Origin of the sequence: Haliscomenobacter sp. (assembly GCF_033763495.1) — a bacterium.
Classification (GTDB): domain Bacteria; phylum Bacteroidota; class Bacteroidia; order Chitinophagales; family Saprospiraceae; genus Haliscomenobacter.
On record NZ_JANRKL010000094.1, the window covers coordinates 1 to 16,051 of the forward strand.

The 16,051-nt window shown below is 43.7% G+C and carries 18 protein-coding genes; 4 read left to right on the top strand and 14 right to left on the bottom strand.

Annotated elements, in window-relative coordinates; translation table 11 throughout:
- Positions 1-165: 165 nt before the first annotated feature.
- The 3 genes from SFV55_RS09720 to SFV55_RS09730 form a co-directional block, all read right to left on the bottom strand.
- Positions 166-549, bottom strand: a complete 384-nt coding sequence (locus tag SFV55_RS09720; protein ID WP_320029299.1) for a DUF3037 domain-containing protein — start codon at positions 547-549, stop codon at positions 166-168.
- Positions 527-1,312 (bottom strand): HipA family kinase, encoded by a 786-nt coding sequence (locus SFV55_RS09725; RefSeq protein ID WP_320029300.1) that lies wholly within the window; start codon positions 1,310-1,312, stop codon positions 527-529. The genes SFV55_RS09720 and SFV55_RS09725 overlap by 23 nt, the downstream gene beginning before the upstream one ends.
- 278 nt (positions 1,313-1,590) lie before the next feature.
- Positions 1,591-3,000: an RtcB family protein gene (locus SFV55_RS09730; RefSeq protein ID WP_320029301.1), complete on the bottom strand. Its 1,410-nt coding sequence runs from the start codon at positions 2,998-3,000 to the stop codon at positions 1,591-1,593.
- 214 nt (positions 3,001-3,214) lie between these two features.
- Here SFV55_RS09730 and SFV55_RS09735 point away from each other — a divergent pair, with 214 nt between their 5' ends.
- Positions 3,215-4,027 carry an oxidoreductase gene (locus SFV55_RS09735; protein WP_320029302.1) on the top strand — a complete coding sequence of 271 codons (813 nt, stop codon included), beginning with the start codon at positions 3,215-3,217 and terminating at the stop codon, positions 4,025-4,027.
- A 6-nt stretch (positions 4,028-4,033) separates the two neighbouring features.
- Entirely contained in the window at positions 4,034-4,942 is a 909-nt protein-coding gene (locus tag SFV55_RS09740; protein WP_320029303.1) for a helix-turn-helix transcriptional regulator, read from the top strand.
- A 74-nt stretch (positions 4,943-5,016) separates the two neighbouring features.
- On the opposite strand, the gene SFV55_RS09745 is transcribed toward SFV55_RS09740, so the two are convergent.
- The 10 genes from SFV55_RS09745 to SFV55_RS09790 form a co-directional block, all read right to left on the bottom strand.
- Positions 5,017-5,643: a CatA-like O-acetyltransferase gene (locus SFV55_RS09745; RefSeq protein ID WP_320029304.1), complete on the bottom strand. Its 627-nt coding sequence runs from the start codon at positions 5,641-5,643 to the stop codon at positions 5,017-5,019.
- A gap of 103 nt (positions 5,644-5,746) precedes the next feature.
- Positions 5,747-5,935, bottom strand: a complete 189-nt coding sequence (locus SFV55_RS09750; RefSeq protein WP_320029305.1) for a KOW motif-containing protein — start codon at positions 5,933-5,935, stop codon at positions 5,747-5,749.
- Between the two features lie 339 nt (positions 5,936-6,274).
- Positions 6,275-7,240 (bottom strand): hypothetical protein, encoded by a 966-nt coding sequence (locus SFV55_RS09755; RefSeq protein ID WP_320029306.1) that lies wholly within the window; start codon positions 7,238-7,240, stop codon positions 6,275-6,277.
- Between the two features lie 129 nt (positions 7,241-7,369).
- Positions 7,370-8,461: a serine hydrolase gene (locus tag SFV55_RS09760; protein ID WP_320029307.1), complete on the bottom strand. Its 1,092-nt coding sequence runs from the start codon at positions 8,459-8,461 to the stop codon at positions 7,370-7,372.
- A gap of 118 nt (positions 8,462-8,579) precedes the next feature.
- Positions 8,580-9,725 carry a two-component regulator propeller domain-containing protein gene (locus SFV55_RS09765; RefSeq protein WP_320029308.1) on the bottom strand — a complete coding sequence of 382 codons (1,146 nt, stop codon included), beginning with the start codon at positions 9,723-9,725 and terminating at the stop codon, positions 8,580-8,582.
- A gap of 144 nt (positions 9,726-9,869) precedes the next feature.
- Complete coding sequence (locus SFV55_RS09770) at positions 9,870-10,499, bottom strand: MSMEG_1061 family FMN-dependent PPOX-type flavoprotein (protein WP_320029309.1); 630 nt, start codon at positions 10,497-10,499, stop codon at positions 9,870-9,872.
- A 60-nt stretch (positions 10,500-10,559) separates the two neighbouring features.
- On the bottom strand, positions 10,560-11,039 hold the full coding sequence (locus SFV55_RS09775) for a VOC family protein (protein ID WP_320029310.1): 480 nt from the start codon (positions 11,037-11,039) through the stop codon (positions 10,560-10,562).
- Positions 11,040-11,128: 89 nt separating this feature from the next.
- Positions 11,129-11,626: an SRPBCC domain-containing protein gene (locus SFV55_RS09780; RefSeq protein WP_320029311.1), complete on the bottom strand. Its 498-nt coding sequence runs from the start codon at positions 11,624-11,626 to the stop codon at positions 11,129-11,131.
- A complete protein-coding gene (locus SFV55_RS09785) occupies positions 11,616-11,942 on the bottom strand; it encodes a metalloregulator ArsR/SmtB family transcription factor (protein ID WP_320029312.1) in 327 nt (108 codons plus the stop codon). The genes SFV55_RS09780 and SFV55_RS09785 overlap by 11 nt, the downstream gene beginning before the upstream one ends.
- Positions 11,943-12,191: 249 nt before the next feature.
- Positions 12,192-12,641 (bottom strand): helix-turn-helix domain-containing protein, encoded by a 450-nt coding sequence (locus tag SFV55_RS09790; RefSeq protein WP_320029313.1) that lies wholly within the window; start codon positions 12,639-12,641, stop codon positions 12,192-12,194.
- Positions 12,642-12,810: 169 nt separating this feature from the next.
- Here SFV55_RS09790 and SFV55_RS09795 point away from each other — a divergent pair, with 169 nt between their 5' ends.
- Both SFV55_RS09795 and SFV55_RS09800 read left to right on the top strand, forming a co-directional pair.
- Positions 12,811-13,461 (top strand): nuclear transport factor 2 family protein, encoded by a 651-nt coding sequence (locus SFV55_RS09795; RefSeq protein ID WP_320029314.1) that lies wholly within the window; start codon positions 12,811-12,813, stop codon positions 13,459-13,461.
- 429 nt (positions 13,462-13,890) lie between these two features.
- Positions 13,891-14,811: a sugar phosphate isomerase/epimerase family protein gene (locus SFV55_RS09800; RefSeq protein ID WP_320029315.1), complete on the top strand. Its 921-nt coding sequence runs from the start codon at positions 13,891-13,893 to the stop codon at positions 14,809-14,811.
- A 271-nt stretch (positions 14,812-15,082) separates the two neighbouring features.
- On the opposite strand, the gene SFV55_RS09805 is transcribed toward SFV55_RS09800, so the two are convergent.
- Positions 15,083-15,967: an XAC2610-related protein gene (locus SFV55_RS09805; protein ID WP_320029316.1), complete on the bottom strand. Its 885-nt coding sequence runs from the start codon at positions 15,965-15,967 to the stop codon at positions 15,083-15,085.
- Positions 15,968-16,051: the final 84 nt, after the last annotated feature.

The following is a 16,051-nucleotide window of genomic DNA, read 5'->3' on the forward strand; positions in this document are numbered from 1 at the left end:
GGGGAGTACAGCCTACGTTAGATCAAAATCCTACCTTTTTCTCGAACAAAAGGTAGGATTTTTACTTACCTCAAATGTACTCCCCTGTAGGGGTCGGGGGTTCTAAGGCAACAGTAAAATGCTCAATATCAACCACAACTCTAATTTGACGATAATTGCCCACCTTTACCCCACCATATCCACAAATAAACTCTCCATCGTTTTTTCCAAATCCGGACTAATCCCCGGGTGCGGCCGCGAAGTTTGAATCGAACCACTGCGCACAGCCGTGAGCCAGCGAAAACGTTCAGCGGCGTCGAGCTGGGCGATGGGGCTTTTGACCTTTTCCCCGGCGGCAATTTTGTTAAAAGCCTCCAGGTTTTTGCGCAATTCCTCCACATCGGCGTCGGGTCGCAGGGCCAGGATTTTTTCTTCCGGGAGCTGATAACGCATTCGGATGAGTTTTTGCCTTTTGCAAAACAAAATCACGCCCACATTCACGAACTCCTCCCGTTCCACCGCAGGCACTACCCGGACGATGGCGTATTCATACAAGTGTTTTGGCTGCATCTTGGGCTTCTTTTATGAACTGCTCGGAATGAAGGAGTCTCTGGCTCAGGAAATTGTAATAGGTGTTGCGCATTTGCTCGGGGCTTTGCTCGACGGAGTCCCATTGCAGCCATTCGTCGGGTATCCAACTTACAATTTCCTGAATTTTATCTGCGGTGATCGCGGTTCGGGCAAACTGGTTGGCAGCTTCCAGTTGGGTTGCCTGGGGCAACAAAACGTGGGTTTTGATGTAGGGAAAAGCGGCGTTGGCTTTCTGCTCAAAAGTGTCCCAACTGTGGTGGAAAAATAGACTGGCTCCGTGGTCAATCAGCCACAGTTCCCGGTTCCACAGCAGCATATTGGTATTGCGGAAGGAGCGATCCACATTGGCAATCAAGGCATCCAACCAAACTACTTTGGAGGCCTGCAGCGGGTCCAACTGGGTGACCGCCGGATCATAGGTGAAGGCGCCCGACAAAAAATGCAAACCCAGGTTCAAACCCTGACTGGCTTTCAACAGATCCTGGATTTCTTCGTCGCCTTCGGTGCGGCCAAAGTCTTCGTCCAGGCCCGCAAATACCAATTCTGGCACCTTTAAACCCAACAAACGCGCCAGCTCGCCGCCGATCATTTCTGCGATCAGGGTTTTGACTCCCTGGCCGCTGCCCTTGAATTTTACGACATACTTGAAGCCATCGTCGGCTTCGGCCAGAGCTGGCAGGGAGCCGCCTTCCCGCAAGGGTTGCATGTAACGCGTGACGGTAACGGTGCGGAGTGTGGTCATTTTACGAAGTAAGAGGTTGTGAGTTGGGGTAAAAGTAAGGATTAAGTCGGGACTACTCCGCTTTATGATGGCATTTAAAGTGGTCAAATTCGACAACTTTAAATTTTGCTCGGAGGACATCAATTGCCCCTGGCTTCAGCCTGGGGTTTTTGCTACTTCCTCGGATTTGGGCTTTAGCCCCATTTGAAAATTAAGGTTGTGGCTAAAGCCCGATCAGAGGGAGGAACCCGATCCACGCGCTAAAGCACGTGGCAATTGATGTCCTCCGAGCAAAATGTCTAGTAGTCTGGTTCAACACTATCTCCATTCTCTTCTCTATTCTTATACTTCTCCCTCGCTTTTACTTTCCAGGCTGCGTCTATTTCCCAGTCACCAGCCATAATGCAGCCATAGGGCATAATTTCGTCAAGCACCTCACCAAGCCCAAATTCCTGCATTTGTTGTTTTACCATATTGGCGTCTTTGTAGGCGCTTGGTAATTCCGAAATATCAATGTGATTCGAGAAAAAACGAATATCCAGACCTTTCGTCTCCTCGTGAAAGATTTGCTCGATGGTTTTGTGGGCCAGATTTTTCTTGTGTCGGCCACGGCTAATGTTTCGTCCTGCTCCGTGTGGGGCAAAGCCTAAATTGTTAGCAGTGGTGTTGCCTTTTACAATTAAAACGGGCTCACTCATATTCAGCGGAATGAGTCGTAGGCCATCTTTGCTGTCGGGAACAAATTTGTCGTCCAATGGGGTCGCACCTTTGGCATGATAGAACAAATCATCTTCTTTAAATACAAAATTGTGCTCGTTCCAAAACCGGTCGAATGGGTCAATTTTTAGTCCTTGAGTGGTTGCATTATGAATGGTCGTGTGGTTCAACTTTGTCCATTCCCGAACCAATTGCAAGGCATCCCAATATGTTTTCCCTTCCTCAGTGTCATAAGGTATCCAAGCGTTTTTCTCTGAGGTTTTTGGCGATATTTCTTTTCTGAAATATTCGGCTAATTTCATCCCTTGTGTGTAAAGGTTTGCTCCAAATCCACGGCTGCCATGGTGGGTGACCATCATGGTTTCGCCTGTCTTTTTGGAAATGCCGACAAACAGAAAATGGTTTCCGTCACCTTGGGTTGCTAGATGGGTCCTTGCAAAACTTAAACTACGTTCGGAGTTTAAAAATCTATTTCCTGCAATTTTTTCTTCAAATTCTTTTGGTAGAACAGAAAATTCTGCCCGCCCACCGCCGCCAAAATGAGTAACGGAATGGGCCATGTCCAGAACTGCTTTTGGGGATAACATTCCGAAATTTGTCATCATGACCGAACAGCAGATGTCCGCACTGTGCATGGAGGGGTGAATGGCATTATTTGCAACAGCAACCCCTCCAACTGGAATTTGTCCATTACCAGTTGGGCAAGCGTCTGGCATGACCGCTCCGCCTACCAGAGTCGGCGTTTTCATCAGTTCGTTCATTGCTGAAAGCACACTTTCAACGTTTAAAATTTCCTCTGCTGTCTCCGCTCTTATGTTTTTGTAAAAGTGTACAGGTTCTGCAAACGGCTCAATATGATTAGGCCGAAACGTCTCCAAATAATTGGTTAAGCTATCGCCAGAAAGTTGATGCTTGTTGGCATATTCTATAGCCTCTTTGAACCATTTGTTTGGCTTAAACCCTAATTCTATTAGGTCTTTTCCGGTTATCATTTTGTCATTTATTGTTTTTGGTTGCAGCATCTGCTAAAATAGCTCATAACGCGTTACGGCTTTGCGAAGTTCCGAAAATATGGAGCCAAGTACATGGCCAGAAAATTGTGGATTGGCGATTACCCAGAAAAAGTATACAAACACCCTGAATTTGTATTACCCCTACCACCGCATTTCCCCCCAACTTTGTACCATCAATCAAAAGCAATCAAACATGAGCAAAGTAATATTGATCACCGGAGCAAGTTCAGGCATGGGCAAAGAGGCCGCCAAAAAACTCATTCAGCAGGGCCATAAAGTGTACACTGCCGCTCGCCGCATCGATCAAATGCAGGACCTGAAGGCCATGGGTGGTTTCCCGCTGCAAATGGACATCAGTAACGAAGCCGATGTGCAAAAAACGGTGGATACCATCATTCAGGCGGAAGGGAAAATTGATGTATTGTGGAACAATGCAGGGTATGGCCTTTATGGGGCAGTGGAAGAAATTCCCATTGCTGAGGCGCGCAAACAGTTTGAAGTGAATTTGTTTGGTCTGGCCTCGCTCACCCAAAAAGTAGTGCCCTTCATGCGCGAAGCCCAATCGGGTATGGTCATCAACACCTCCTCGATGGGTGGAAAAATTTATACGCCTATGGGTGCCTGGTACCACGCCACCAAACACGCCCTGGAAGGCTGGAGCGATTGCCTGCGCCTGGAACTGACGCCCTTCAACATCAAGGTAGTGGTATTGGAACCCGGGATCATTGAAACTGAGTTTGGATCGGTGATGTTGGACAGCCTTACTCAGTTTTCCGAAAAAGGCCCTTATGCCTCTATTGCCAATAAGCTGGTGGCTGCCACCAATAAAATGTACGAGCAGGGCGGCACCAAAACTTCCGTAATTGCGGATACCATCGTGAAAATTGTGAACAGTACAAACCCCAAAACCCGCTATCGGGTAGGCAAATGGGCGAAACCAATGGTCTGGATGCGGGTTTATTTGGGCGATAAACTTTTTGATCGTATCATTATGAGTCAAGTCTGAAAAAACATGAGCCACATCATTCACCTGGAAAGCATCGGGGATTTGAACCGGCTGCTGCAACAGCCCCGCCCCCGGCACCCACTACTGGGAGTGGTTGACTTTACCCAGTTCGACGAGCAATTTGGTGCGGGAATGAAAATCAGTTCGGGTTTTTATACCGTCATGTACAAAAACTACTGCGTCAATACCCTCAAGTACGGCCGCCAATACTACGATTTTCAGGAGGGAAGCTTGATGTGTATTGCCCCCAAGCAGGTGGTCACGCTGGATGAGGCCGTAGAAAGACCGGCCAATGCCATGGGTTGGGGGCTATTTTTTCACCCCGACCTGATTAGGGGAACGGCCCTGGGCAAAAACATCAAAAACTATTCTTTTTTCTCCTACGATACGAGTGAAGCCTTGCACTTGTCGGAGAAAGAAGAGCGGACCCTTTTTGACTGTGTACAAAAAATAGAAGCGGAACTGGCTGAAAACATTGATCGGCACAGCCAAACGTTGCTGGTTTCCAACCTGGAATTGCTCTTGAATTACTGCACGCGCTACTACGACCGGCAGTTCATCACCCGCAACCAGGCCAACAAGGATATTTTAAGCAAAATAGAGGCCGTACTGAGCAGCTATTTTCAAGCGCCAGACTTGTCTGAAAAAGGGCTCCCCACCGTGAAGTACCTGGCCGATCAGGTGTTTTTGTCTCCCAATTACCTCAGCGATTTGTTGAAACGGGAAACGGGTATGAATGCGCAGGACCGTATCCATTATCATTTGATTGAGGAGGCCAAGAACCTTTTGCTGAGTTCAAATCAATCGGTGGGGGAGTTGGCCTTTTCTTTGGGCTTTGAATATCCGCAGTATTTTTCCAGGTTGTTTAAGGCGAAGACAGGGATGACGCCGGGGGAATTCAGGAACAACAACTGAGCGCGCAACTTGTCGGCTATGGGCGAACTATCCGATAAGAATCGAATTAGATTGCGCTTTAGATTCAAGGCTGGTTATAACTTATCGATTGTTTCTTGAAAATTTTTCAGAAATGCGCCAACATGAAAACCATCCATCAGGGCATGATTAACCTCAATAGATATGGGTAAGTTTATTTTTTCGCCATCGCTGAAGTACTTCCCAAAAGTAATTTTCGGGATAGAGTCAGCAGTCCCCATTTTCTTCGCATGTTTAATACTACTAAAGGATGTCCAGGGTATTGTTGAGTAATGAATGACGTTGAGAAGTTCAGATTTTGGTTCTAGTTTTTTTTCTTTTAATTGCTTTTTAATCAGTTCTTTACCTAGTAATTCAAATTCAGAGAAAGAGGGTTTGAAGTCAATAAAACAAAATGAAAATGTTTCGTCGGCATGCAAAACGGTAGTCCCGCAATGAATGTGGTCGAACAAAACAACTTTTCCATTCAACAATCGTAACCTAAAGTTGAGCATTGTGTTTGCGGTATGTGTTGAGAAGTATAAAATGGCAAGATTCAAAGAGTGCCCATTAGTTTTACAAAATTTGTAAAGATTGGTAATGTCAATAGAAGAACTTATGCCAAAAAAAGGGTCGTCATAAGTCCTGAAGAAATCAAAAACATTCTTTCGATTCCAATTGTCGATGTCGAACTCTTTGTACATGTGTTTTTTTTATCGCTGCCATCACAAAAATACGCCCACTTAGTTCAGCTTAGGAATGGAAATAAAATAAAGTAAACACCTGGCTGGCAAATATAGCGCCTTTTTATTCCGCTTTGCTCACTTCTACATTTTTTCCAAGCGTCTTGAACCTGACTCCATCTTTCTGCAAGACTGTAATGGTAATTTGCCCGGTTTTGCTCGTGTTTATGTCCTGGACAAAGCCCGACTTTCCTTTGTGGGTCCCTGCGATAACTTTGCAGAAGTCACCATCTTTTAAGGTTGTTGTTGTCATGTGAACTGATTTTTTGTTTTAGGCGGGGTGCTTAGTGTCTATTATCCTACTGTTTTTGTTTTCTGACATATTCGACCGCTTCGTCAATGTTACGTTTAAAATTGACGATTGAATATTTTATGCTGACGTCAGGAACCAGAGGCCCCTTGTGCCCTTTCCAAACCTCCCAATATCTGGTAGAATAGCCTACCTCTATTTTTGAATTGGGCAGATCAAAGCCTCTTACCTCTCCATAATGATTTACATTGCCACTGGTAGATTCTCCGATAAGGATTGAATTAAAATTTCTCTTTAAATCTACAGCATTCATCAAGGCAGATGAAAAGGTGTTTTTCCCGATCAACACATACAGGGATCCTCTTCTGTTGAGGCCACTTTTTTTAGTTTTTCCAAAAACGGCCTTAATATTCCTGAGTTTCCGCCGCTGTTGTTGCGCAAATCAATGATTATTTTTCGGGGTTTATTTTCTTCAATAAAGCTGAATAATTCTGCATTGAAGGTTTCGAAGGGCTTGTTTTTTTGTTCAGAACAAGATTGATAGTTGAAATATAAAATGTTGCCGTTGTCTATCAATTCATACCAGTATTTGTCTTTCTTTTTATAGCGTAAGTAGTTTGGGGAGATTAAAGGGGAATAATCACTTTTTTGAATAGCCAGGATATGGTGTTTTTCTCCACCGAGTTGAAATAGTCCACTGGCCTCTGAAGTGGCTAAATTCAAACCCATTAAAACCCTGGGATTTCTGATTAAATTCAGAAAATTGACTTCAAAATAGGACTGGTTTTCAGTGTTTATAATGGCCTTGAAATCCTCAAGGATGTTTTTTGTGGCCTTTGAGCCTACTCCGTCGAGCTGTTTGTAAAGCAGATTAGAATGAACAGAATCGGTTTTTGTCACAAATATTCCTTCCTCAAGAATGTCAAAGGTGATGGGAAACGTCGTTTGATAGGCTGGCACAATGAAGGTATGTTCGTCACCGATGGCTTTAATGATTTTGAAAAGTTCAATTTCAAAACTTTCCTTGGTCAATGAGCTGCTTTTTTTCTCAATTTCTGCGATTTTCTGATTGAAGTCCTCTTCAGAAATGACAGAAAATAAATTTTTGTGCCTATTTGATAGTTCGGTTTTAAAAAACGCCAAATCTTCAAGGTACTGTTGTGGGGTTAAGTTTTGGGAAGAAACTTCAATTGTTGACAATAACAAAAGGGTAAAAAACAATAATCTTCCCATGAACTGTTTAGTCCATAAGGTAATTGCTTCTTCTGCATTTCCGTTAGCATCAATTTGAAGATTGCTTGGTGCCATCCTTAAGGTTTTAGATTGTTAAATAATTGGTTCGGAGTTTGTCTGAAAATTACCTTTGTCAATCAGGTGATGCGGTTTAGGGCCAAATAAATGTTGTACCTCTCGCGACAAAATGCTCTATGGTTCGCCCTAATCCTTTGCCAGCGACCGCAAAACGTACTGAAAAATAGCCCGACTTCGGCGGTGCCCGTACCCCTGCCCATAGGCACTGGAAGTGAGGCCGACCACCAGGTCTTCACTGGGTACAACGAACAGCAGATTGCCACCATTTCCAGAGGCATACACACAGTCGTATTTTTTGCCATTCGCCTCCTTGGTTGCGGTGAACCAAAAATACCCATAGCCATCCGCGAAGGGGTCGTCTTTGGAGAGGTCAAATCTTTTGACGGATAATTCCTTGATCCAGGCCGAGCTAACAATCTTTTTTCCTTGCCATTGACCTTTGTTGACGAGCAGTTGACCCAATTTGGCAAAATCCAGGGTGGAGATGTACAAATTGCCCATCGGTACGGTGCTGCCATTGGGAGCAGTATACCAATAGAATTCCCTGATGCCCAGCGGAGTGAACAGGTTTTCCTGGGCGAACTCTGCCAGTTTTTTACCCGAGGTCTCTTCGATGATGGCACCGATCAGCATGGGACAAACATCATTGTAAACGTATTTCTCTCCGGGAGTGAAAAGCATAGGCAGGGTAATGGCAAAGTTCACCCAATTGTCCTCGGTCAGCCAGTTGCCGGTGCTGCCGGGAGAATTGTCGGCAGCATCGTCGGCGCTGAGTCCAGAAGACATGGCCAGCAAGTGTTTGATCTTGATGTCGAGGTGTTTGTCTTTGGCGGGACGAGCAAACTTGGAGCTTGGAAAAAAATCATAAATGCTTTGCTCGGTACTTTTAACCAAACCTTTGTCGATGGCGATGCCCAAAAGTAAAGCGGTTACACCTTTACCCGCCGAGCGGATATCGTGGATCGTTTCCCGCCAAAAGGTACCAAAGTATTCCTCGACCACCAATTGGTTGTCTTTGATGACCACCATACCTCTGAAATCCTTATTGGGATGGGAACTGATGAATTGAATGGCCTTGGCAATGGTGTCTGGATTCATTTTAACCGAAGTCAGATCTGCCCGCGGCAAGGCTGGAATAGGTGGCCTTAGCTTGTCTTGTCCAGCACAAGAGGTACTCACCAGAAGTGCGACTGCTAAAATATTAATGAGATCCTTCATGTTTGTGGTGTGTCTAGCAAAGAATACCAAATATACCTTCATGCAGATAATTCCAAACCATAACACAGTAATCGCCTTACGCTCTTTCCTAAATTTGTCGGGCACTTGCCATATAACATCACCAAGGCCCTTGCTTTTTAACCTGATAAAAACGTTGGCCATCAAATCGATAAAGCCCTGACCCTGCACCCCACCACATATTTCCAGCCCGGTCTTGATACATGCTTTGCACACAACAGTTGAGTCCATCTGCGGGGGTAAACACCCGAAATGCACTTGAATCTGAGGCGGGGAGTGATGGATCAAACCTGGTGGTACTGCCTCGGGCGGTAACCCAAATGATACCCGACTGCTCGATGTAGATGCCCCAAAATTCAGTTCCGCCTAATCCGTCTTTGGGCGTGTATTCCATAAAGGTTTTTCCACTTGCCCTGAGCGCAGCCGAAGGGTCGTATTTACAAATACCGTTTTTCATGGTAAACCAAATATTTCCCTCTTTGTCTTCGGCAATTCCACCCGCATAGTTTTCGCCCAAAAGTTCCTTTTCGGCAATATGGGTTATGGTTTTTCCACCTGCCTTGAGCCGAGCCGAGGGGTCATAACGAAAAACTCCTTGACTTGCCGAAGCAATCCAAATGTTGCCGCTGCGATCTTCCATAATGCCCGCAACATTGATCGGGGGGAGTTCTTGAAACAAGGAAAAACTTGGCTCCCCTTTGCTATCTGCAACGGGATCATACCGGAAAACGCCGCCATGGGTGCCTACCCAAATGGTACCCATTCGGTCTACCAGGATGCCCTTTCGGGTTATATCTAGATGGCTGAGGCCATCTTTTTGATTGTAATTTCTAAAGGTTTTGCCACCCGCCCTGAGCTCTGCCGAAGGGTCATACTTATAAACGCCCTGGTCAGTCCCAAACCACATATTACCATTTTTATCTTCATTGATAGCATAAACAGTGTTGTTGATAAAACCATCAGGAGTAGAAAAGTAGGTCAAGGTTTTTTTATCATACCGGGCTACACCTTCTTCTATGGTGCCAAACCATAAATTCCCTTTCGAATCCTGAAAAATACTGCGGATGTATTGACTGACCAAGGTCGTGTCAAAACTGGGGGCTATGGCAACTGCCTTAAAGTTTTTGATTACAGTTGGACCTGGTTCGAAAAGAATGAGGTCTCTAGCGGTGTGGGTCTTTACCTGCCCCTTGCAGGCAGTAAAAATGACCAAAAAGCTACAAAGCAATAGGTTGTTCAGTACCATAGTTGTTTTTTTCGCCTCCAAAGATATTAGAGGTCAACTATCCTGAAGTTTTTCAATTGTAAAAAGAAGTAACAGAGCTGTAAATGTTTGCCAAACCGCCGAAAGCGTTGTCAATCAGGATTGCATTACCAGGACGCTGTGCGCCTAATATAAATTTGTCTTTTCATCATTTTTAATCCGGTCATCCAATTCTTCGTAAGTGATTTCCAATTTTCCATGGTCAACCAGCACTTTACCCAATGAGGGAACAGAACGTTCCTGGGTATCATCAATGGTTCCCCACAAATTCGATCGGATCATACATTTGGCACAGTGCATAAAAGCCTCTTTTACCTGCACAATGATGGCAAAGGAAGGTGTTTTTCCTTGGCAGGACAATTGTTCGAGCACCTTTTCATCTCTTACTATTTTGGCCTCACCATTAACCCTTAAAGTTTCTTTGATTCCCGGGATTAAAAAGATCAACCCTACGTTTGGATTTTGAATGATGTTCCGTAAAGTATCCGCTTTACGGTTTCCGGGCCTATCCGGGATAGCAAGTAATTTATCGCTCAAAATCTTCACAAATCCCGCTGGGTCCCCTTTGGGAGAAACATCAAAATTGCCATTCAGATCTGATGTGGCTATGGTGATAAACGGAGATTTTTCAATGAAACTTTTGCAGTGCTGATCAATGTAATTGATGGTTTTCCGGGTAACTATTTCGCTAGGGTAACCCATGATTTCACGAAGTTCTTCTTCGGTAGTGATGACTTGTGCGAATGTCAATTCCATAAGTTTATTGGTTTAGCCAAAGCAATACAGTTAGCTGAGTCTTACCGTGGCAAATCTAGTTCATTTGAGTTCTGAAAGGATCAGTTTCTTCTGAGTCAGGGTATTTTTCATTGCTTTTTCCCTTACTTTAGGGTCATCGCTGTGGATCAATTCAAAATATTCGGTTGGTACAACTTGCCAAGACAATCCGTATTTGTCCTTACACCACCCACAAGAGCCTTCTTCACCACCATTGGCCGTAAGCGCGTTCCAGTAATAATCCGTTTCAGCTTGGTCTTTTGTATTGATCACAAAAGAAACCGCTTCATTAAATTTGAACAGTGGGCCTGCCGCCAATATACTAAACTCCATTCCTGCTATTTCAATTACAGCAGTTTCAAAGCTACTGGGTTCAGGGTTAAATTCATTGGGTGGGTTTTCAAACTTGCGATAATCTTTCAGCTTGCCATCTTTAAAAATTGACAGGTAGTAATCTGCCACGGCTTTGGCATCTTTTTCCACCCACAAGTAGGGGGTGATTTTTTGAATTGGATCAGGCATTGGTTTGGATTTTTTATCGTTAGAACAAGAGCTTGTTAAGATCGATAAGGCAAGTGTAATTACAGTCCAAAAGATGATTTTAAGTTTTTTCATTTTTTTAACATTGTTAATAAGTCTATCAATTGGTTCAATGTCACTGTAAATCCTTCTTTGAAGCCCATTTCAATCATCTTCTCCATGCGTTCAAGGGATTCATTATAAATCGTAACACGTACTGTGGTCTTTCCGTTCTCTTCGCTAAAGGTGTAATCCCAATCAGAACCCGGTAATTCCGGGTTTTCATCTTTATCCGCAAAAGTATTGAACATTTTGAAATTGGTTTTTGGGCTAATGGAGGTGTATTGCTGAATGGCCCAGCGCTCTTGTCCTTCCGGGCTTACCATGGCATAAAACCTTCGTCCGCCAACTTCGAAATTCATGTGTTTTGTTCTTGACGTCCAGGGTTTAGGGGCCACCCATTGGTCCAGGATTTCGGCTTTGGTAAATGCGTCCCATACCAGCGAAAGTTCGGCGTCAAATTCTCTGGTGATGAATACCGTTTTGGCTGCTTTGTCCACGGTAAAATCAAAAAGCAAATCATTGGTCATTTTTCTGTTGTTTCATGGTTAATAATATGTTGTCGAGTTGATTGAATTGAGTTTCCCAAATCTTTCTGAATTGGGCCAGCCATTGGTCAATTTCCTGCATTTTCTGGGGGTTGAAGTGGTAATAAATTTCCCGCCCAGACTGCTCCGCTTTAATCAATTCACATTCATGCAGTACTTTAATGTGCTTTGATACTGCCTGTCGGGTCATGTCAAATTTTTCCGCCAGAACATTTGGCGTTAATGCCTGAATGGCAATTAAAGTCAAAATAGCTCGGCGGGTTGGGTCTGCTATGGCCTGGAATATGTCTTGCTTCATTGGTGTACTTTAAATATGCAACTCTCAGGTTGCAAATATATGAGCAACTTTTGAGTTGCGCAACTTTGTGGGCAATTATTTTTTTTGAGGAGCTGAGAAGGTTGGAGGAGTAGGTTATTGTTGGAGAGTAGGGGAGTGTTGGACAAGGCGCTGCGGCTTGGCAATGTGGCGGATTTCTAATAGCATTCCGACCCTTGAACCTGACACCAATGTTCGACTTCGTCGACTCCTCGATTTCATTGAAATTCTTCAGCTGCTATGTTTCACAACCGATGTATTGGCCAGTTTTTCCCGGTATTTACTCTCTATGGCACTTGCAAAAGCTGCTTTGTCCTTTCGTAGAAATTCCATGCCTGCTCCATTTTGAATGATTGGATGGATGTCCCTAAGGTGATTATCGCTCCAGGTTGCCAGCTCTACAAGTATAGGTGTCAAAGCCAGGCCCTTATCGGTTAAAAGATAGAGGTTGGTTTTTTTGTTGTCTGGTCGCTGTGTTTTGATGATGATTCCCGCTTCCTCCAGGAGTTTGAGTTTGGCTGATAGAATATTGGTTGCAATGGCTTCCTCACTTTCCGTAAAGTCCTTAAAGGTTTCTTTGCCTTCGATGAGCATTTGCTTTACGATAACCAACATCCACTTGTCGCCCACAACATCCAAGGCGGAAGTAAACGGGCAATCACATCTGAATTTAATATCCATCTTTTATCATCTTAATCATTGTACAAAGGTACAAAAAAATATTTTTACTTGCAAAATGAAATTTATTTTTTAAAATTACTTGCATTTCAAAAGCAATCACTTTAACTTTGCTTGCGAATTGAAAGTAATTTAAATTGTTAACGAAAAAATCCAAACAAAAGTTATTGCGATGAGTAACAAACAAATCGTGGGCACTTTCTTAGGTGCTGTCGCTAAACAAGACCTTGAAACAGTGCGTGAATTTGGATATGCTGACTACATTCAGCATAACCCCTTTGTTCCCACCGGACTTGAGCCATTCATTGGACTGCTGCCAATTTTGAAAGAACATGGTACGTATGCCGAAAACGTGCGGATGTTTGAAGATGGCAACTATGTGTTTATGCACAATATTTGGCACAATGCCAAGCCATTTGGTGCTGATGAAATGGTGGCTTTTGACATTATCCGTGTAGATGAAAACGGCAAAGTAGCCGAACATTGGGACGCGATGACCGCATTGGTAAAAGGAACTGCCAGCGGAAGAACTCAAACCGATGGGCCTACGACGGTGGAAGACCTGGACAAAACCGAAGCGAACAAAGCCTTGGCCGTAGCACTGATCGAAGATGTGCTGATGGGTAAAAACCCGAGTAAGATCACCGAATACATCAGTGCCGAACAATACGACCAGCACAATCCAGGCATCAAAGATGGATTGAGTGGCATTGTAGAAGCCGTACAGTCCCTCACCGCCCAAAACAACATGTTCGAGTACAACAAAATCCACAAGGTGTTGGGTGAAGGCAACTTCGTACTTACGGTGAGTGAAGGCGAATAGGGCGGTAAATCACAAGTTTTTTACGACTTATTCCGCATGAAAGGTGGAAAAATTGTAGAGCACTGGGATGTGATCCAGCCTATTCCTACTGAAGGGTTGGCGAATACCAATGGCATGTTCGGAGGATTTTAACAATACCCCTTACATTTTTTATCGCCCCTAAGCACCAAACTTAAAGTTCATTTCTTAAAAATCACAAGAGCTAAAACTCTTGTGATTTTTTTTTGCCATTTGGTTTTGAGCAGTTACGTCCATAATACGCATTCCATCTCTTCTCTACTGCGCTGTTCCAGCAAGCTGCGCCCCCATCGCAATTGCTTAAAACGCTTTAAAACCAAGGTCATTGGCATCAGCAAGCTCTTTTTGATGCAAAATCCAAAGCAACAATTATGTTTGTTGACATCATCATCAACATTCAATCCTTTTTCAATGAAAAAAATCGTTCTCTGCATCATTTTGGCTACAGCAATGTTGCTGGGCTGCGAGCCCAAATCCGACCCAAAACCAGATATGAACATATCCTTGGCGCAGTGGTCCTTACACAAAAGTTTCTTTGGTGACGCCCTGAATGGTGACTGGGCAGCTTTTGGAAGGCTTTTATTGCGAAATCCAGATTCCTTGCTGCAAGGAAAACTCAATCCTGACGATTTTCCCAAAATAGCAGCTGGCTATGGCGTAAATACCATCGAGCTGGTCAATACCTTTTATTTCTCAAAAGCCAAAGACATGGCCTATTGGGAGGGTTTTAAAAAGAGATGTGATGAAGCCGGCGTAAAAGTGGGGTTGATCATGTGCGATGCCTTGGGCGACCTGGGCAACGCGGACTCAGTAGCCAGGCAAAAAGCGGTAGAAAACCATTACGATTGGGTGAAAATAGCCAAGTATTTAGGAGCCCCCACTATCAGAGTAAATGCAGCAGGCACCGGCACAGCCGAAGAAGTGGCTAAAAACGCCGCCGATGGGCTTAAAAAACTGGGCCAGTATGGCGCAAAAGAAGGAATCAATGTGGTGGTTGAAAACCATGGCGGATATTCCTCAGACGGCACATGGTTGGCTGGCGTCATGAAAGCAGTAAACCTGGAGAACGTAGGGACCTTACCCGATTTTGGCAATTTCTGTATTGAAAGAGGCCCCGACGGATGCCTGAAAGAATACGACCGCTACAAAGGCATCGCGGAACTGATGCCTTACGCAAAAGGGGTAAGTGCCAAAACCCACGTTTTTGACAAGGATGGGAACGAAGCAGAAATGGATTATGCTCGAATCCTTAAAATTTTAAAGACGCTGGCTTTAAAGGCAATATCGGCATTGAGTTTGAAGGCACGGAGATATCAGAAGACGAAGGCATAAAAGCTACTAAGGCTTTGATTGAGAATGTTTTGAAGTGAGTTGGCAGGTTTGTTTGCCCCATTTTTAGGGCAGAATGGTAAAAACTTTATACCTTTTTGTTCTCTGGTCGGCAGCTTTCCGTTGGAGAGCTGCCGATTTGGAATAAACCAACATTGCTGTTGTACGTGGCAAGGATACATGCTTGAAATTAGCGCTTAAGAAGATCTTCACGCTCCAAACTGATGTTATTAGAATTCAATTTGAATTACACCGGCTGTCATTGGCTGTTGTTTTATTGGCAATCTTCGATTTTTCGTTCTACTAATTCCTCTTTTTTATCGTCCCACTTGAAACATCTTTTTTTCACTAAAACCATCTTGTTGTTGATGACTTTGTATTCCGCTGTAGTGACGATTGAACCTGCGCAACATTGATCACGTTCGTGAATCCGCTTTGTCTTGCCGTCAAATTCCAATGAAATTCCGCTAAATCCACTGTCAAAATACTTGTTTGACTTTGGGTTGTAGAGAAAGTATAAACTTGAAGTATTTGGCCCAGCAAAACTTTGCTGAAATACAGAAAAATCTTCAATGTTGTCAAAGTTGTAATCTCCAACACTCAAATTGTTTAATCCCTGTAGCTGACAGTCTAAGTCAATTTGCTGAACCAATTTGTCGGTCTTTTTTTCAAAAATTTTTACACCAGTTACGGTAGCATAAAAATCACCTTTTGCTTTGGAAATTAACAATTTGAAATATTTGTCTTTTAATGAACTAGACTGAATGATTTCTCGGTTTGTCCACTCCATACTTTCTCCGGAATCAATGTCAAAGTTTTTTGTTAACCTGATTTTGAATTGCTTGTTTGAGTTCAGGTCTTTCCAGGTTCCTTCTAACTGATTGCGCTTTGTGTCAAAATTTTCAAAAATCAGGATAGCTTTGTTTTTTCCGTTGCTGTCTTTTTCGTTAAGTGTCAGCTTATCTTGCTTAAGAGTACCGTTGATTACAATGGGTTCGTCATAGTTAGAGTAGGCGTAAAATGCGCTTGCGACTCCGTCGGAATAAATGTTTGTTACCAACTCAATGGGATATTGATCAATAAACCCCGAATAACTTGCCTGCCCGAATGCATTGAATGAAAGCAGCAGAAGCATCAAAGTGTAAAGTGTTGGTTTCATTTACGTGTTGGTTTGAAATAGCTGATGATACTCAGCGGCTTTGCGAAGTTCCGAAAAAGAATTTAGCGAAGTGAGGTTTTTTTT